Genomic DNA, 16711 nt, shown 5'->3' on the forward strand with positions numbered 1-16711 from the left:
CGGATTTCGTCACGAAATCCGGTCCGAAATCTTTGAAAGATTTCGGCCGCTCCGGTCGCGCGCGCCTCAGAGCGGGCGGGTGCGGACCTCGATCATGCGCGGGCCGGTGGCCGCTTGCGCGAGCGCGGCTTTCAGGGCGGCGATGTCGAGCGGGACTGATTGAAACGGCAGGTCGCAGGCCGCGGCGAACGGCTCCATCCGGAGCGGCGATGGGTTGCAGCCGATCACCTCGGTATCCGCCGCGACCATCGCGTCGGCAATCTCCTGATAGGAAGCGCTGTTCCAGACGAGGAAAGTGATCGGCAAGCCCTCGTCCACGGCGGTCCTGAGTTCGCCCGGGCTGAACTGCAGCCCGCCGTCGCCGATCAGGCAAATGACCGGCGCGCCGGGCGCAGCGAGCGCCGCGCCGACGGCGGCACCGGGACCGAAGCCGAGCGCGCCAAAGCCGGTTGCCGCATTGAACCAGCCGCCCGGCCGGTCGTGATCATAGGTGATGTTCGCCGCATAGACCGGCTGGGTACTGTCGCCCACGATGATCGCGCCGGGCACCGCGTCGCGCATCGCCTCGACGAAGGGCAGGTAGCGGGCGAGTGTGGGCGAGAGGCCGGTGAGTTCCGCCCGCGCGGCCCGCATGGTCGCCGCGACGCGGTCCGCCGCCCCCGTGGCTTTCTGCTCCAGCAGCGGCAGCAGCGCCTGCATCGCCCGTCCGGCCTCTGCCCGCACCGCCAGCGCCGCCGGGTGGCGGGCAAGCTGCGCCGCGCAAAGGTCGATGCGGATCATGGCGGCGAGGTCGGGCATGCCCTCGGTGCCGTACATGTCATAGTCGGTGACCCCAAGCTCGGTGCCCACCGCCAGCACCTGATCCGCCAAGGCCATGAGCGCGCGTACCGATTTCAGGCTCGGCGAGGCGGCGAGGCTCAGCGGATGCTGCCAGAGCAGCCCGCGCGCGTTCGTCGTCTGTATGACCGGCGCGTCCAGCCGCTCGGCAAGCGCGCGCAGTTCCCGGCCCGCATGGCGGGCGCCGCCGCCCGCGAGGATCACCGGCGTCCTGGCGCGGTTCAGAAGCGCCGCCGCCTCGGTCAGCTGGTCGGCGTCTGGCGCGCGTGGCGCTGCAGCCGCGACCGAAGAGGGCAGGGGCGGGCAGGGCAGCGGCATCACATCGGTCGGCACTTCGATATGGACCGGGCCGGGGCGCCCCTCGGTCAGCGCGGCGAAGGCCTGGGTCAGCACCCGCTCGACCATCTCCGGCGCGGTGATCTGGAACGAGGGGCAGAGCGGCCGCACCATGCCCGCCTGATCGGGCAGTTCATGCAGGAAGCCCAGCCCCTGGCCGAGGCTCGCGCGGTTGTTCACGCCCGAGATGATCAGGACCGGCACCGAATCCTCGCGCGACTGGCCCATCGGCGTCAGCGCGTTCAGAAGGCCCGGCCCGGTGATGACGAAGGCGACGCCGGGCTTGCCCGAGACGCGCGCATAGCCATCGGCCATGAAGGCCGCGCCGCCTTCGTGGCGCGCGGTCACATGGCGGATGCCGGACCCGGCTAGGCCCCGGTAAAGCTCGATCGTATGGACGCCCGGAATGCCGAACACCACCTCGACCCCGCGCGCCTTCAGCCCGCGCACCAGTTCTTCGCCGACAGAAGCCATCAGGCAGCCTTTCTCAGAGTTTCCGCGAAAGACAGGATGCGACGGCAGCCTTCCTCGCACAGGTCATCGGGCTGGCCGAGCGAGACGCGCAGCCAGCCGCCGAAGGATTGGCCGAAGCTTTCGCCGGGCATCACCGCGACTTTCTGCTGATCGAGGAGCGCGGTGGCGAACTCGATGCCGGTAAGCCCGGTCGCGCGCACGTCGATCACCACGAACATGCCCGCCTGCGGCCGGTGAACGCGCAGCCCGGCCTTGCCGTCGAGCGCCGCATGGAAAAGCTCCGCACGCTTGGCGAACCGTTCGACCATCCCGGCGGCGACGGGCGAGGGGGCGGAGAGTGCCGCCGCCGTCATGTCGGCGATGAAGGGCTGGTTGCCGAAGAGCATGGTCTCGGCCAGCGGCAGAAGGCGCGCGGCAAACTCGGGCGAGCCGAGGCACCAGCCGGTGCGGAAACCGGGCGCGGCATGGGATTTGGAGATCGAGGTGCAGACCACGGTGCGGGGCGCGAGATCGTCAAGCGCGAAGGGCGACAGGAAGCTCTCGCCGGGGAAGATCAGGTCCTCGTAGACCTCGTCGGAGATGAGCCACAGGTCATGTTTCTTCGCCAGATCGCCGATGGCGACGATCTCGTCCCGGGTCAGGATGGCGCCCGTGGGATTGTGCGGGCTGTTGAGGAAGATCGCCCGGGTGCGTGGCGTGATCGCCGCTGCGACATCGGTCGCCTGCAGGCGGAACCCCTTCTCGGGGCGCAGCGCCACCGGCACGACCCTGGCGCCGCTCGCGGCCACCACAGCCTCGTAAGTCGCGTACATCGGATCGCCGACGATGACTTCGTCGCCCTCGTCGGCCACCGCCTTCAGGGCCGCGAAGATCGCGGTCTGGGTGCCGGGCAGGCAGATGAACTGGTCGGTGCCGACCGGCCGCCCCAGCCGGGATGTGTACCGATCGGACAGGGCCTTGAGCAGCGCCGGTTCGCCGCGCCCGTTCGAGTAACCGGTGCGGCCCGCCGCGATGGCGGCCGTCGCCGCCTCGCGCATCGGCAAGGGGGTGGGCACATCGGGCTCGCCGATGGTAAATTCAAGGATATCCTCGCCCGCCGCCTTCAGCGCCCGCGCGCGGCTGTGCAACGCCCATTTCGACCCGCCAAGCGTGCTCAGTCGGTCGGTGATCCTTGCGTATCTCATGGATGTCTTCCGGTCATGTCTCTGCGTTGGCGCTGGGTGCAGGCTTATGGCGCACAAGATCGGCACCGACAATCCGGCTTGCCGCCATCAGTGCGATATCGACGACTTCGTCGGGGTCAAAATGGTTTTCCTCGGTTGCGCCCTCTAGCCAGAGCCCGTCGATCAGGCCATTCAGGGCAATCGCTAGGCGCCGTGCTTGGTCAGTTGTCTCGATTCCCGGCAAGCGTTCCAGCAGGGCCTGGATTGTCCCGCGATAGGCCAGATAGGTCTCGTTATGAATTCCGGCCAGATCGGGATGGCTGCGGGTGCGGTGGATGAAGGCCGTCCAAAGGGTGACCTGACGGTCGGTCATGATGGGAGGGCGCAGCGTTGCCGCGATGAAATGCGCAAGACGGGCGCCGGGATCGACAAGATCAGGCGGGATCTGACTGAGACCCTTCTGCGTCATGTCGGTCATGAAGGCGCGATAGGCCTCGCGCGTCAGTTCCTCTTTCGAGGCGAAGTAATGCCGGATCAGTCCCTGAGTCACGCCTGCACGCAGCGCGATCTCGCGCACTGTGGCCTGCGGGAAGCCGCCCTCGGCAATCGCTTCGAGTGCGGCCTCGATCAGCTGCTCCCTGCGGGCCACTTCGCCCTTTCGCTCGAATTTTTTCCGCGGGTCCATCGGATCACCGAATTATACACTTGCATAGTTGCAGAAGTGTGGTTTTCATTGCAAGAGAATACCGCTTGGGGGAGGGTGGTTTGACCGCTGACGCCACTTCGACGATGGAAAGCGCCGCAGGACGCGACCTGACCGACACTATCCGTATCGTCGATCTTCACAAGGCTTTTGGCAACCTCGAAGTGCTGAAGGGTGTGTCCCTGACCGCGCGCAAGGGGGATGTGGTCGCGGTGATCGGGGGCTCCGGCTCGGGAAAGTCCACGATGCTGCGCTGCGTGAACTTCCTTGAAACACCGACGGCGGGCGAGATTCACATCGGCGGCGAGAAGGTGAGGATGCGCCCCGACGGCAGCCCCGCCGACCGACGCCAGATCGAGCGGCTGCGTCAGAGCCTTGGCATGGTGTTTCAAAGCTTCAACCTCTGGACCCACAAGACGGTCATGGAAAACCTGATCGAAGTGCCGGTCCACGTGCTGGGCGTGCCGAAGGCAGAGGCGATCGAGCGGGCAAAAGTCCTTCTCGCGCGGGTCGGGCTGTCGGACAAGGCCGATGTCTATCCCGCCTTCATGTCGGGCGGCCAGCAGCAGCGGGCGGCCATCGCCCGCGCGCTTTGCATGGAGCCGCAGGCGATGCTCTTTGACGAGCCCACTTCGGCGCTCGACCCCGAACTGGTGGGCGAGGTCCTGAACGTGATCCGCGGCCTCGCCGAGGAGGGTCGCACGATGATTCTCGTGACCCACGAGATGAAATTCGCCCGCGAGGTCGCGAGCCATGTCGTCTATCTGTACAACGGTCTGGTCGAGGAAGAAGGACCGCCCGAACAGCTCTTCGGGGCGCCGCAATCAGAGCGTCTCAAGCAATTCCTGAAGTCCGTGGGTTAACCCGGCGCATACACATCCAACTGAGAGGAAGAGAATGAAGATCAAACTTGCAGCGCTCGCCGCGTCGCTTCTGTTCGGAGCCGCCGCCTATGCCGACCCGGTCAAGATCGGCATCGCCGCCGAACCCTATCCGCCGTTCGCCTCGCCCGATGCCTCCGGCAACTGGGTCGGCTGGGAGGTCGAGATCATCAACGCCGTCTGCAAGGCGGCCGAGATGGACTGCGCGATTACGCCGGTCGCCTGGGACGGGATCATCCCCTCGCTGACGTCGGGCCAGATCGACGTGATCATGGCTTCGATGTCGATCACCGAGGAACGGCTGAAGACCATCGATTTTTCGGACAAGTACTACAACACCCCGACGGTCGTGATCGCCTCGAACGGTTCCGACATCACGCCGACGGCCGAGGGACTTGCGGGCAAGATCATCGGCGTTCAGGCCTCGACTGTGCATGAGGCCTATGTGAACCAGTATTTCGCCCCGACTGCCGCCGAAGTGAAGGTCTACCAGACCCAGGACGAGGCGAACCAGGATCTCGCCGCGGGCCGGATCGATGCGATCCAGGCGGATTCGATCGCGATGGACGCGTTCCTCGCGACCGAAGCGGGTGCGGCCTGCTGCGAATCGAAAGGCGCCGTTGCCGACGACCCGGCGATCCTCGGCCTTGGCGTCGGCGCGGGCATCCGCAAGGGCGAGGACGAGCTGAAGGGCAAGATCAACGCGGGCATCGCGGCGATCATCGCCGATGGCACTTACGACGCCATCACCAAGAACTATTTCGCCTCTTCGATCTACGGCGAATAAGTGCTTGGCTTCGAGGCGTCCGGCGCCTCCACCCTGCCGCTTCTGGCCTATTCGCCCCCCGGCTGGGGGGCGACCTTGCTGGCCGGACTTTGGAATTCCGTCCAGATCGCAGTCGGGGCTTTCGGGCTCGGTATCCTGATCGGGATGGGCGGGGCTTTCGGCAAGCTCTATGGCGGGCCGGTCCTGAAGGATCTTCTGGCCATCTACACGACCGTCGTCCGGGCAGTGCCCGAACTGGTCCTCATCCTTATCCTCTATTTCGCGGTGACCGATGCGGTGAACCAGCTTCTGCTGAGCTTCGGCTATTCCCGCATCCAGATTTCCGGCGTGGCCGCTGGCATCGCGGTATTGGGCGTGGTGCAGGGCGCCTATGCGACCGAAGTCTTGCGCGGCGCGATCCTGTCGGTGCCTGCGGGCCAGATCGAGGCGGCTCGTTCCATGGGCATGCCGCCCCTCCTGCTCGCCCGCCGGATCACGCTGCCCCTGATGATGGCGGCGGCGGTGCCGGGGCTTGCGAACCTGTGGCTCGTCGCCACCAAGGACACGGCACTTCTTGCGGTCGTGGGTTTTGCCGAGCTGACGCAGGCGACCCGTCAGGCCGCGGGCACGACGAAGGCCTTCTTCACCTTCTTCATGGCGGCGGGCGTGCTTTACCTCATGCTCTCGCTCGTCTCGACGCTGATCTTTTCGCGGATCGAGCGCTGGGCACGGCGCGGGCAGCGGACGATGGGACGGTAGGGATGCTGAAGGAACTGATGATTCCCCGCCGCCTGGTGATGATCGCCCTCGTTCTCGCTCTGGCAGTCTGGTCCGCCTATGCCCTGCGCTGGGACTGGCTTGGCAACCCCAAGTATCAGGCGTTGATCTGGACCGGCATATGGAACACTTTCTGGATTCTGATCGTCACCATGGTGATCGGCATGGCGCTTGCGATCCCCCTGGGCCTCGCGCAGGCGGTCGGTCCCTGGTATCTGGCCGCCCCCGCCCGCATCTTCTGCAGCATCATCCGCGGCACGCCGCTGCTCTTGCAGCTCTGGCTGCTTTACTACGGCATCGGCACCTTCTTCCCCTCGATCCCCTGGATCAGGGAGTCCGATCTCTGGCCGATCCTGCGACAGGCCTGGCCCTATGCGGTGGTGGCACTGTCTCTCTCGGTCGCGGGTTACGAGGGCGAGGTGATGCGCGGCGCCTTCAAGGGCGTGCCGCACGGGCAACTGGAGGCCGCCAGGGCCATGGGCATGCCGCGCTTCACGCTCTTCCGCCGCATCTGGCTGCCGCAGGCCCTGCACCGGGTTCTGCCGACGCTTGGCGGCGAGACGGTGCTGCAACTGAAAGCCACGCCGCTGGTCGCGACCATCACGGTCATCGATATCTACGCCGTCGCGGGCAGGGTCCGGCAGGATACGTTCATCGTCTATGAACCGCTCCTCCTCCTAGCCGTCGTCTATATGTCGATCACCGGGCTGATCGTGCTTCTGTTCCGCTGGTTCGAAAGCCGGTTCCCGAGCCGCGTGGCGTAAAGTGCGCGGGGGCGCTGCCCCCGCACCCCCGAGGTATTTGCGCCAAGATGAAGGGGCAAGGGCTTTCATTCTGGCTCAAATATCCCCGCCTGAGGCAAGAATCTTCTGCGCCGGGGTTTGACCTTGGCGCGGCGGAGTGCCATTTCGGGTCTGAACAGCTTTCCCGAGGTCAGCCATGCCCGCCTATCGTTCCCGCACCTCCACCCACGGCCGCAACATGGCGGGCGCGCGCGGCCTGTGGCGCGCGACCGGCATGAAGGACGGCGATTTCGGCAAGCCGATCATCGCCATCGTCAACAGCTTCACCCAGTTTGTGCCGGGCCATGTGCATCTGAAGGACCTCGGCCAGCTGGTCGCGCGCGAGGTCGAGGCGGCGGGCGGTGTGGCCAAGGAGTTCAACACGATCGCCGTCGATGACGGGATCGCGATGGGCCATGACGGCATGCTCTATTCGCTGCCCTCGCGCGAGCTGATCGCCGACAGCGTGGAATATATGGTCAACGCCCATTGCGCCGACGCGATGGTCTGCATCTCGAACTGCGACAAGATCACGCCGGGCATGCTGATGGCGGCGATGCGGCTGAACATTCCCGCCGTGTTCGTCTCGGGCGGACCGATGGAGGCGGGCAAGGTCGTCCTCAAGGGCAAGGAAGTGGCCCTTGATCTTGTCGACGCGATGGTGGCCGCGGCCGACGATGCGGTGTCGGACGAGGATGTGGCGAAGATCGAGCAGAACGCTTGCCCGACCTGTGGGTCGTGTTCGGGCATGTTCACCGCCAATTCGATGAACTGCCTGACCGAGGCGCTTGGCCTGTCGCTGCCCGGGAACGGCTCGACACTGGCGACCCACGCCGACCGCAAGCGGCTGTTCGTGGAAGCCGGCCATCTGATCGTCGATGTCTGCAAGCGCTATTACGAACAGGAGGACGTATCGGTCCTGCCGCGCAACATCGCGACGAAACAGGCCTTCGAAAACGCGATGGCGCTCGATATCGCGATGGGCGGGTCCACGAACACCGTCCTGCATATCCTTGCCGCCGCCCATGAGGGGGGCGTCGATTTCACGATGGACGACATCGACCGGCTCAGCCGCAAGGTGCCGGTCCTGTGCAAGGTCGCGCCGGCGAAGCAGGATGTGCATATGGAGGACGTCCACCGCGCCGGCGGCATCATGGCGATCCTCGGTCAGCTCGACGCCGGTGGACTTCTCAACCGCGAGGTGCCGACCGTTCATGCCCGTTCCATCGGCGCGGCCATCGACCAGTGGGACATTTCCCGCACAAATCAGGAATCCGTGCGGCATTTCTTCATGGCCGCGCCGGGCGGCGTGCCGACCCAGACCGCCTTCAGCCAGGACCGCCGCTGGGCCTCGCTGGACCTCGACCGCGAGAAGGGCGTGATCCGCTCGGCCAAGACGCCGTTTTCCAAGGATGGCGGCCTCGCCGTTCTTTCCGGCAACCTCGCGCCCGAAGGCTGCATCGTGAAGACGGCAGGGGTCGACGAGTCGATCCTGGTCTTTGCAGGTCCCGCGCGCGTCTTTGAAAGCCAGAATGCCGCCGTCGAGGCGATCCTGTCGAACCGGATCAAGGCGGGCGATGTGCTGGTCATCCGCTACGAAGGGCCGAAGGGCGGGCCGGGGATGCAGGAGATGCTTTACCCGACCTCCTACCTTAAATCCAAAGGCCTCGGCAAAGCCTGCGCTTTGATCACCGACGGGCGCTTCTCCGGCGGGACTTCCGGCCTGTCCATCGGCCATGTCAGCCCCGAAGCCGCCTCGGGCGGGATGATCGGGCTGGTGGAAGAGGGTGACCGGATCGAGATCGACATTCCCGCACGGAGCGTGACGCTGGCGGTTGCGGATGACGTCCTCGCGCGCCGCCGGGCGGACCGCGACGCCAGGGGCTGGAAGCCGGAGAAACCGCGCCCCCGCAAGGTCAGCCAGGCGCTGAAGGCCTATGCGCTTTTCGCGACCTCGGCGGCGACCGGCGCAGTGCGCCGCCTGCCCGGGGAGTAAGACCGGACCCGCGCTTCGGCGCGGGTTTTCTTTCGAACGATATATAATCGATTAACTGTGCGAGCGGGCAGCGAGGCGGTGAATGATCTACAGGCGGTGCGGAACCTCGGGCCTTCAGCTTCCCGCAATATCGCTCGGCCTCTGGCAGGGGTTCGGCGGCAGCGCGAGCCCTGAAAGCGTCAGCGAAAGATGCCGCAGGGCCTTCGAACTGGGTATCACCCATTTCGATCTGGCCAACAATTACGGACCGCCCCCCGGCGCGGCGGAGGCGAACTTCGGCGAGGTCCTGCGCGGCGACTTCCGCGCGCATCGCGACGAGATCGTGGTTTCCTCGAAGGCGGGCTATCACATGTGGGATGGTCCCTATGGCTCCTTCGGGAGCCGCAAGCACCTGATCGCGAGCTGCGACCAGAGCCTTGGGCGCCTCGGCATCGATTATGTCGATATCTTCTATTCCCACCGGTTCGACCCCGACACGCCGCTCGAGGAGACCATGGGCGCGCTTGCCCATCTCGTGCGGGCGGGCAAGGCACTTTATGTCGGCCTGTCGAACTATCCCGTTGCTGCGGCGGTGCGCGCGACAGAACTGCTCCGGTCGGAGGGAACGCCCTGTCTGATCGTGCAGCCCCGCTATTCGATCCTTGATCAGCAAGCGGAAAGCGACGGGCTCTTCGCAAGCATGGCAGATCGGGGGATCGGGACGATCTGCTACTCGCCGCTCGCGCAGGGCCTTCTGAGTGACCGTTATCTGTCCGGCGATCTCACGGCAAGCCGCGCTGAGGCAACCGGGCGTCTGGCGGCCGGGTTGGAGAATGAAACGGCCATCGAGCGGCTGAGGGCGCTTGCGCAGATAGCAGAGGCGCGCGGCCAGACGCTTGCCCAGATGGCGCTCGCCTGGGTGCTGCGGCGGCCGGAAGTGACTTCGGCGCTTGTCGGTGCCTCGCGTCCTGAGCAGATCGAACTTTCGGTGGGCGCGCTCCGCCAACTGGACTTCGGCGCGGACGAATTGGCGGCCATCAACCGCCTTGCCTTTCTCGCCGAGGACTGGTGATCCTGCGACAGTCCCTGCAGGAGTTTGCGATGCCCGCCCCGAAGAACCGTTTCAAGGAAGCGCTTGCGGCGGGAAAGCCGCAGATCGGCCTCTGGCTCGGGCTTGCCGATCCCTATGTGGCGGGCCTCTGCGCCGGGGCGGGGTTCGACTGGCTCGTGGTCGATGGCGAGCATGGGCCAAACGATCTGCGCTCGACGCTGGCGGCCCTGACGGCGATCGGGGACCGGTCGCATGGGGTGGTGCGCCCGCCCATCGGCGAGATATGGCTGATCAAGCAACTGCTCGACATCGGCGCGCAGACGCTTCTGATCCCGATGATCGAAAGCGTTGCTGAGGCGGAACGCATGGTCGCCGCCGTCCGTTACCCGCCGAAGGGGCGGCGCGGGGTAGGGGCCTTTGGCCGGGCGGCCGATTTCGGCCGGATCAGGGATTATGTCGCGACGGCGGACGCGGAAATCTGCCTTCTTCTGCAGGTCGAAAGCCGGGCGGGCCTTGCCGCCCTGCCGGGGATACTGGAACTTGAGGGCGTGGACGGCGTATTCATCGGCCCGGCCGATCTGGCGGCTGACATGGGCTTTCCCGGCACGTCGGGTCAGCCCGAGGTCCTCTCGGCGATCGAGGCGGCGATCACTGAGATTGTCGCCGCCGGCAAGGCAGCGGGCATCCTGACCTTCGATCGCACCCTGGCCGAGCGCTATCTCGCACTCGGCGCAACCTTCGTCGCCATCGGCACCGATGTGGGCACGCTGGTCAGCGGCGTCGCGGCCCTGCGCGCAAGTGTCGGTGCGTGACTTGACCGTAGGTAAGCGCTTTCGCTAAGCCGCCTTGAACAGGGGAGGATTGCGATGTTCAGGGCACTGGTGGTCGAGAAGCTCGACAGCGGCGAGACACGCGCAGCGGTGCGCGAGATGGCAGAGACCGATCTGCCTGAGGGCGATGTCACCGTCCGGGTCGACCATTCGACCGTGAACTACAAGGACGGGCTGTGCCTCGGCTCGGGCGGCGGGCTTGTCCGCGCTTGGCCGCATGTGCCGGGCATCGACCTTGCGGGCGTGGTCGAGGCCAGCAGCGATTCGCGTTACAGCCCGGGCGACCGGGTGGTCCTGACCGGATGGCGCGTCGGCGAGGTGCATTGGGGCGGCTATGCCGAGAAGGCGCGCGTGAAGGCCGACTGGCTGGTGCCCCTGCCAGACGGGCTGACGACACGCCAGGCGATGGCGGTGGGGACGGCCGGGCTGACGGCGATGCTCGCCGTCATGGCGCTGGAGGCACATGGGTTGAAAGCGGGGCAGGGGCCGGTCCTGGTCACCGGTGCGGCCGGAGGGGTCGGGTCGGTCGCGACGGCGATCCTCGCCCATCTCGGCCATGAGGTCGCGGCAGTGACCGGGCGGCCGGAAACGGAGAGCTATCTTCGCTCGCTTGGCGCGTCGCGGATCGTGCCGCGTGCGGACTTGGCCGAGACGGTGAAACGCCCGCTTGAAAGCGAGATCTGGGCGGGCGCGGTGGATTCGGTCGGCGGGGCGATGCTGGCGCGGCTCCTCGGCCAGATGAAATACGGCGCCTCGGTCGCCTCCGTGGGGCTCGCGGGCGGCTCGGGACTGCCCGCGACTGTCATCCCGTTCATCCTGCGTGGGGTCAATCTCTTGGGCATCGATTCGGTCATGCAGCCCTACGCGCGCCGTGTCGAGGCATGGCAGCGGATCGCGCGCGATCTGCCGATGGCAAAGCTCGAGGCGATGATCCAGCCTGCGGGACTGGCCGACCTGCCCGCGCTCGGCGAGGCGATCCTGAAAGGCCAGGTGCAGGGCAGGGTGGTCGTCGACGTCCGTACCTGACGCACGGCCCGGCCCATCGGGCCGGGCGCCTCGCCGGGCGCCTCCTCGTGCACTTCGTTTCTCGTCGGCCGGGAGGGCAGAGACGCGACTCCGCGGCGCGCGAGGAGTGCCCGAAGGGCTTCGACGAGCCCCACCGCTCAGTAGCTGCGGATCAGGCCGACAAGGCGCCCCTGCACCTTCACATGGCCTTCGGGAAGTACACGCGTCTCGTAGGCCGGGTTCGCCGCCTCGAGCGCGATCATGTTGCCTCGGCGGCGGAAGCGTTTCAGCGTCGCCTCATGGCCCTCGACCAGCGCCACGACGATATCGCCATTCTCCGCCGTGGTCTGTTCGCGGATCACCACGACATCGCCGTCGTTGATCCCCGCTTCGATCATCGAATCGCCCTTCACCTCCAGCGCATAATGGCTGGCCTTGGCCGACAGCATCGAACCCGGCACCGCCACATGGTGCGAGACTTCGGAAATCGCCTCGATCGGCACGCCCGCCGCGATCCGGCCCATCACCGGCAGATCGACCGCGCCCGCGCTCGATACAGGCGCCGCGCCTTTCGGCGGATCGATCTTGTCTCCCTTGATCAGCCGCGGCTTGAAGCCGGGCTTGGTCATCGCTTCAGGCAGTTTCACGATCTCTATCGCGCGGGCCCGGTGGGCCAGGCGGCGGATGAAGCCACGCTCCTCGAGTGCGGTTATCAGCCGGTGGATGCCGGATTTCGAGCGCAGGTCGAGCGCTTCCTTCATCTCGTCAAACGAGGGGGGAACACCGTCCCGATCCATGCGTTTCTGGATGAAATCGAGAAGTTCCAACTGCTTGCGGGTCAGCATGGTGCCTGTTTTTCCTCTCGCCGTTGCCCGAGGGTTCGGCCCATGTTCTACGCCTGTTCCCCTTTTGTGTCAACGATCCGTGAAGGCGGGCGCTCAGAACGGCAGATAGGGCACGATGTCGCCCGCGCTCCGGGCCGGATCGCCGGGCGGGCGGATCAGAAGGGCGTCGGCCTCTGAGAGGATGGTCAGAAGCGCGGAATCCTGATTGCCCATCGGCGCGATCGCGGGCAGGTCATCGCCCGCCGACAGGCGCGCGCGCATGTAGTGGGCACGCGGCCCGTTCTCGCCCACCGAAGCGGCCAGCCGCGCCTTGAGCGGCGCGTGCCCAGCCGCCAGCCCCTGCATCCGGTCGAGAAGCGGCAGAAGGAAAAGCTGCGCGGTCACGATGGCCGAGACGGGATTGCCGGGCAGGCCCAGAAGCACCGCGCCGTTCATCCGTCCCGCCATGACCGGCTTGCCCGGGCGCATGGCGATCTTCCAGAAGTTCTGCTGCAGCCCCAGCGCCATGGCGACCGCCTGGATATGGTCATGCTCCCCCACCGAGGCGCCACCAATGGTGACGATCACGTCGGCGCCCGCGGCGAGCGCGAAGGCCTGCCTGAGCGAGGCGTGGGTGTCGCGCGCGATGGGCAGAATGCGGGCCTCGGCGCCCCGCGTCTCGGCCATGGCGGCGATGGCGAATGTGTTGGAGGCGACGATCTGGTCGGGCTTGGGTTCTTCGCCGGGCATGACCAGCTCATCACCGGTCGACAGGATCGCGACGACGGGGCGGCGGGCGACGCTGAGGTCGGGCACGTTCATCGACGCGATCAGCGCGAGGTCGGCAGGTCGCAGGCGGCGCGGCGCGGGCAGCCTGTCGCCGACTTTAAAATCCTGCCCTAAAGGTCTGATATGGGGCGATTGTTCAGGTCTGTCACCAAGCGTGATCTGGTCTCCGTCGCGGATCACATCCTCCTGCAACACGACGCGTTCTGCACCCTCCGGCACAGGGGCGCCGGTGAAGATGCGCGCTGCTTCGCCAGTGCCGACGCTTCCGTCAAAGGCATGTCCGGCGCCCGCCTCGCCGATCACTGTCAGGCGTCGCCCGCTGACATGGTCGGCTTCGCGGATCGCGTAGCCGTCCATGGCAGAGGCATGGAACGGTGGCTGGGTGAGGCGCGCGGTGACCGGCTCTGCCAGAACGCGGCCCGCTCCGGCACGCAGGGGGACGGTCTCGGAGCCCAGGGGCTCAGCCAGGGCAAGGATGCGCGACAGCGCTTCCGCGACCGAGATCATTCCCGGTCCTCGTAGCGGCCTGACTTGCCGCCGTCTTTAAGAACGACGCGTAACCCTTCGATCCGCATTGATTTTTCCGCAGCCTTCAGCATGTCGTAGACGGTCAGTGCCGCAACCGACGCCGCTGTCAGTGCCTCCATCTCGACCCCGGTCTGCCCGACCGTCTTCACCGTGGCCTCGATGCGGACGCCCGGCAGGTTCTCATCGGCCACGAGGTCGATCGCGACCTTGGTGATGGGCAGGGGATGGCAGAGCGGGATCAGATCGGCGGTGCGCTTCGCCGCCATGATGCCCGCAAGCCGCGCGACGCCCAGAACATCGCCCTTCTTGGCGGTTCCCGCGGTCACAAGCGCAAGGGTCTCCGCGCGCATATGCACTTCGGCGACGGCAACAGCGATCCGTTCTGTCACCTGCTTTTCGCCGACATCAACCATATGGGCGCGGCCCTCGCCGTCGAAATGGGTCAGCGCCATGTCAGACCCCCACCGGATCCGCGAGGATGGCGCGTGTCGCCGCGCTCACATCCGCCTGCCGCATCAGGCTTTCGCCGATCAGGAACGACCGCGCGCCGCAACCGGCCATGTCGGCGAGGTCGGCGGGCGTGAAGAGACCGCTTTCGCAGACCAGCGTATGGCCCTTGGGCACCATTGGAGCAAGGCGGCGGGTGGTCTCAAGAGTGATCTCGAAGGTCTTGAGATTGCGGTTGTTTATGCCGACGAGCTGCGATTTCAGGCGGAGCGCACGCTCCATCTCGGCCTCGTCATGAACCTCGACCAGCGCATCCATGCCCCATGTGCGCGCCGCATCTTCCAGTTCTGCCGCCAACCCATCCGAGACGGATGCCATGATGATCAGGATGCAATCCGCTCCCCAGGCCCGCGCCTCGGCGACCTGATAGGTGTCATAGAGGAAATCCTTGCGCAGCACCGGGAGCGACACCGCCGCGCGCGCAGCGGTCAGGAATTCCGCCGCGCCCTGGAAGGATGGCGCATCGGTCAGGACCGACAGGCAGGTGGCGCCACCCGCCTCATAGGCGCGGGCGAGCGCAGGCGGATCGAAATCGGCGCGGATCAGGCCCTTCGAGGGCGAGGCCTTCTTGATTTCGGCGATGAGGCCGTACCCCGTGCCCTCTGCCTGGGTCAGCGCCCGGTGAAAGCCGCGCGCCGGGCTGGCGGCACGGGCATGAACCTCGACCTCAGAGAGCGGCCGCGCGCGCTTGGCGTCTGCCACTTCCTGAAGCTTGTAGGCCTTGATCTTGTCGAGAATATCCATGGCTCCCTTCTAGGCGCTCAGGCGGGTGCGATAAAGGGCTGATAGATTGCCTTGAACGCCTCTGTCGCTTCGAGCCGTTCAGACAGCGCCGCGAGCCGGGGCAGGGCGGCGGGGTCGAGAAGGCCGGGATGCGCTTCGCTGGTAAAGCGCCAGACGCAGGCGGCGGCGATCTCGGCATGGCCCGTGGCGGCGTCGGGCAGGAGAATTTCCAGCGCCTGCCAGCCCTCATCGATCTGGCGGCGGCAGCGTGCGACCCAGAGGTCGGACGCGCGCTCGTGCAGCCTTCGTTCGTAAAAAAGCGAAACCGCCTTGTCGCCGATGCCCGTGGCGAGGGCCGCGCGTTTCAGAGCGCGCCGCCGGTCGGGTTCCGCTGCCGGAAAGAGCCGCGCCTCGGGCGCGACGAGGCCGTCGAGATGATCAAGGATCATATGGCTGTCTATCAGCGCCTCGCCATCGTCCAGCACCAGTGTCGGCACCCGGGTGAGTGGGTTCAAGGGGCGGATGCGGTCGGCGTCGCCAAAGACCGACCAGGGTTCCTGGCGGAATGGCAGGCCATAAAGCGTCAGCGCTACGCCGACGCGGCGGACGAAGGGGGAATCATACTGGCCGATCAGGATCATGACGAGGCACCTCCGGGCGAGAGACTAGCCGAAGCGGGTCGTCAGGAGAACGGGGCGACGCGGGAGCGGTGGGCTTCCCGGCCGCTCTTCGCCCCTCGCAGGGCTCATCGCTGCAATGCGCGAAGAGAGCTGTCAGGCTCGATGAGCGCCCGCCTTCCGGAAGGGTCACTCGACCGGCGGCACTTTCTTCAGATAGGCGGCGATCGCGGCGCGGTCCTCGGGCGGCAGATGCGCCAGATTCTCGACCACCAGCGCCATATGGCCCCCGGCGCTGTCGAAATCCGGCGTGAAACCCGATTTCAGATAGTCGGCGATCTCGTCCGCGCTCCAGTTCAGTCTGGCGGGCGTGATGTTGGGGAACCGCCCCTGACCGGCCGGAACCGGCCCGCCGGAAAGCCAGCGGCTCAGGTCCATGCCGCCAAGGGCCGTGCGCGGCGTATGGCATTCGCCGCAATGGCCGAGCGCCTCGACCAGATAGCGCCCGCGGTCTTCCTCTGCCGTCAGGTCGCCCGCCACCACCCAGTCGCGGTTCAGATAGAGGAATTTCCAGCCGAAGAGGCTGCGGCGGATATTGAAGGGGAAGGACACCTCGTGCGGCGCGCTCGGGGTCGCGACCGGCGGCAGGGTCATCAGGAAGGCATGAAGGTCGGCCACGTCCTGAAGGCTGGCTTTCGCATAGCTCGCATAGGGAAAGACCGGGTAATAATGCTCGCCCGCGGGCGATGTCCCGCGCGTCATCGCATTGGCAAGGTCAAGCGCGCTCCAGCCGCCGATGCCGTTTTCGGGATCGGGCGAGATGTTCGGTGCGATGAATGTACCGAAGGGCGAGGGGAAGCGCTGGCCACCGCCGAGCTTCAGCTTGTCGTCATCCTCGGCATCCGGGGCGGCGTGGCAGGAGGCGCAGCCGCCCGCCCAGAAGACCTGCTCGCCCCGCGTGGCATCGCCGGCGATGCCGTCGAGGGCCGATGCCGGCAAGCGACCCGGCGCACTCAACCACCAGCCGCCTGCAGCGGCGATCACGGCGAAGACAAGGAGGCTGCGATGGCTGCGTCTCATGCTCATCCGAAAAAAGGGGCGGCTGGCATGTCGCCGCTGCCGCCCTTTCAGGACATACGAGGG

General features: G+C 66.6%; 17 protein-coding genes. 8 read left to right on the forward strand and 9 right to left on the reverse strand.

The genetic code is table 11. From position 1 onward, the window contains the following. Positions 1-66: 66 nt before the first annotated feature. The 3 genes from P0645_RS02710 to P0645_RS02720 are packed head-to-tail and all read right to left on the reverse strand — an operon-like array spanning position 67 to position 3387. Entirely contained in the window at positions 67-1647 is a 1581-nt protein-coding gene (locus tag P0645_RS02710; RefSeq protein ID WP_284163017.1) for a 5-guanidino-2-oxopentanoate decarboxylase, read from the reverse strand. Next, on the reverse strand, positions 1647-2831 hold the full coding sequence (locus tag P0645_RS02715; RefSeq protein WP_284163018.1) for a pyridoxal phosphate-dependent aminotransferase: 1185 nt from the start codon (positions 2829-2831) through the stop codon (positions 1647-1649). The genes P0645_RS02710 and P0645_RS02715 overlap by 1 nt, the downstream gene beginning before the upstream one ends. A gap of 13 nt (positions 2832-2844) precedes the next feature. Next, a complete protein-coding gene (locus P0645_RS02720; protein ID WP_502866308.1) occupies positions 2845-3387 on the reverse strand; it encodes a TetR/AcrR family transcriptional regulator in 543 nt (180 codons plus the stop codon). Positions 3388-3599: 212 nt separating this feature from the next. On the opposite strand from P0645_RS02720, the gene P0645_RS02725 reads away from it, so the two are divergent. The 8 genes from P0645_RS02725 to P0645_RS02760 all read left to right on the forward strand — a co-directional run bounded on the left by P0645_RS02725 (position 3600) and on the right by P0645_RS02760 (position 11601). Further along, a complete protein-coding gene (locus P0645_RS02725; protein ID WP_284163364.1) occupies positions 3600-4376 on the forward strand; it encodes an ABC transporter ATP-binding protein in 777 nt (258 codons plus the stop codon). A 34-nt stretch (positions 4377-4410) separates the two neighbouring features. Next, positions 4411-5181 carry a transporter substrate-binding domain-containing protein gene (locus P0645_RS02730; RefSeq protein ID WP_284163020.1) on the forward strand — a complete coding sequence of 257 codons (771 nt, stop codon included), beginning with the start codon at positions 4411-4413 and terminating at the stop codon, positions 5179-5181. Beyond that, positions 5182-5919, forward strand: a complete 738-nt coding sequence (locus P0645_RS02735) for an ABC transporter permease (RefSeq protein ID WP_284163021.1) — start codon at positions 5182-5184, stop codon at positions 5917-5919. A gap of 17 nt (positions 5920-5936) precedes the next feature. Further along, positions 5937-6701, forward strand: a complete 765-nt coding sequence (locus P0645_RS02740; RefSeq protein ID WP_284163022.1) for an ABC transporter permease — start codon at positions 5937-5939, stop codon at positions 6699-6701. Positions 6702-6876: 175 nt separating this feature from the next. Beyond that, on the forward strand, positions 6877-8715 hold the full coding sequence (ilvD, locus tag P0645_RS02745; protein ID WP_284163023.1) for a dihydroxy-acid dehydratase: 1839 nt from the start codon (positions 6877-6879) through the stop codon (positions 8713-8715). Between the two features lie 82 nt (positions 8716-8797). After that, a complete protein-coding gene (locus P0645_RS02750) occupies positions 8798-9766 on the forward strand; it encodes an aldo/keto reductase (protein ID WP_284163024.1) in 969 nt (322 codons plus the stop codon). A 29-nt stretch (positions 9767-9795) separates the two neighbouring features. Then, the gene (locus P0645_RS02755; RefSeq protein ID WP_284163025.1) at positions 9796-10557 is read left to right on the forward strand and encodes an aldolase/citrate lyase family protein; all 762 of its coding nucleotides are present in this window, start codon (positions 9796-9798) and stop codon (positions 10555-10557) included. 54 nt (positions 10558-10611) lie between these two features. Further along, positions 10612-11601 (forward strand): MDR family oxidoreductase, encoded by a 990-nt coding sequence (locus P0645_RS02760; protein WP_284163026.1) that lies wholly within the window; start codon positions 10612-10614, stop codon positions 11599-11601. A gap of 137 nt (positions 11602-11738) precedes the next feature. Here P0645_RS02760 and lexA read toward each other — a convergent pair whose 3' ends face one another. The 6 genes from lexA to P0645_RS02790 all read right to left on the reverse strand — a co-directional run bounded on the left by lexA (position 11739) and on the right by P0645_RS02790 (position 16648). Then, complete coding sequence (lexA, locus tag P0645_RS02765) at positions 11739-12425, reverse strand: transcriptional repressor LexA (RefSeq protein ID WP_284163027.1); 687 nt, start codon at positions 12423-12425, stop codon at positions 11739-11741. Positions 12426-12518: 93 nt separating this feature from the next. Then, positions 12519-13700 (reverse strand): molybdopterin molybdotransferase MoeA, encoded by a 1182-nt coding sequence (locus P0645_RS02770; protein ID WP_284163028.1) that lies wholly within the window; start codon positions 13698-13700, stop codon positions 12519-12521. Beyond that, positions 13697-14173, reverse strand: a complete 477-nt coding sequence (moaC, locus tag P0645_RS02775) for a cyclic pyranopterin monophosphate synthase MoaC (RefSeq protein WP_284163029.1) — start codon at positions 14171-14173, stop codon at positions 13697-13699. Before moaC ends, P0645_RS02770 begins: the two co-directional genes overlap by 4 nt. Position 14174: 1 nt before the next feature. Further along, positions 14175-14972, reverse strand: coding sequence for an indole-3-glycerol phosphate synthase TrpC (trpC, locus tag P0645_RS02780; protein WP_284163030.1), 798 nt, complete (start codon positions 14970-14972; stop codon positions 14175-14177). Between the two features lie 17 nt (positions 14973-14989). Further along, on the reverse strand, positions 14990-15592 hold the full coding sequence (locus P0645_RS02785) for a glutathione S-transferase N-terminal domain-containing protein (protein WP_284163031.1): 603 nt from the start codon (positions 15590-15592) through the stop codon (positions 14990-14992). A 165-nt stretch (positions 15593-15757) separates the two neighbouring features. Further along, complete coding sequence (locus tag P0645_RS02790; RefSeq protein WP_284163032.1) at positions 15758-16648, reverse strand: c-type cytochrome; 891 nt, start codon at positions 16646-16648, stop codon at positions 15758-15760. Positions 16649-16711: the final 63 nt, after the last annotated feature.

The sequence above is a fragment of the Frigidibacter sp. SD6-1 genome, assembly GCF_030143255.1.
In the GTDB taxonomy this organism is placed as follows: Bacteria; Pseudomonadota; Alphaproteobacteria; order Rhodobacterales; family Rhodobacteraceae; genus TMP-24.

Coding starts and splice junctions, on each gene's coding strand:
- moaC (WP_284163029.1), bottom strand. CDS start 14,173: ATGGCGCTGACCCATTTCGACGGCGAGGGCCGCGCCCATATGGTTGAT.
- trpC (WP_284163030.1), bottom strand. CDS start 14,972: ATGGATATTCTCGACAAGATCAAGGCCTACAAGCTTCAGGAAGTGGCA.
- P0645_RS02785 (WP_284163031.1), bottom strand. CDS start 15,592: ATGATCCTGATCGGCCAGTATGATTCCCCCTTCGTCCGCCGCGTCGGC.
- P0645_RS02790 (WP_284163032.1), bottom strand. CDS start 16,648: ATGAGACGCAGCCATCGCAGCCTCCTTGTCTTCGCCGTGATCGCCGCT.
- ilvD (WP_284163023.1), top strand. CDS start 6,877: ATGCCCGCCTATCGTTCCCGCACCTCCACCCACGGCCGCAACATGGCG.
- P0645_RS02725 (WP_284163364.1), top strand. CDS start 3,600: ATGGAAAGCGCCGCAGGACGCGACCTGACCGACACTATCCGTATCGTC.
- lexA (WP_284163027.1), bottom strand. CDS start 12,425: ATGCTGACCCGCAAGCAGTTGGAACTTCTCGATTTCATCCAGAAACGC.
- P0645_RS02755 (WP_284163025.1), top strand. CDS start 9,796: ATGCCCGCCCCGAAGAACCGTTTCAAGGAAGCGCTTGCGGCGGGAAAG.
- P0645_RS02710 (WP_284163017.1), bottom strand. CDS start 1,647: ATGGCTTCTGTCGGCGAAGAACTGGTGCGCGGGCTGAAGGCGCGCGGG.
- P0645_RS02770 (WP_284163028.1), bottom strand. CDS start 13,700: ATGATCTCGGTCGCGGAAGCGCTGTCGCGCATCCTTGCCCTGGCTGAG.
- P0645_RS02715 (WP_284163018.1), bottom strand. CDS start 2,831: ATGAGATACGCAAGGATCACCGACCGACTGAGCACGCTTGGCGGGTCG.
- P0645_RS02740 (WP_284163022.1), top strand. CDS start 5,937: ATGATTCCCCGCCGCCTGGTGATGATCGCCCTCGTTCTCGCTCTGGCA.
- P0645_RS02750 (WP_284163024.1), top strand. CDS start 8,798: ATGATCTACAGGCGGTGCGGAACCTCGGGCCTTCAGCTTCCCGCAATA.
- P0645_RS02760 (WP_284163026.1), top strand. CDS start 10,612: ATGTTCAGGGCACTGGTGGTCGAGAAGCTCGACAGCGGCGAGACACGC.
- P0645_RS02730 (WP_284163020.1), top strand. CDS start 4,411: ATGAAGATCAAACTTGCAGCGCTCGCCGCGTCGCTTCTGTTCGGAGCC.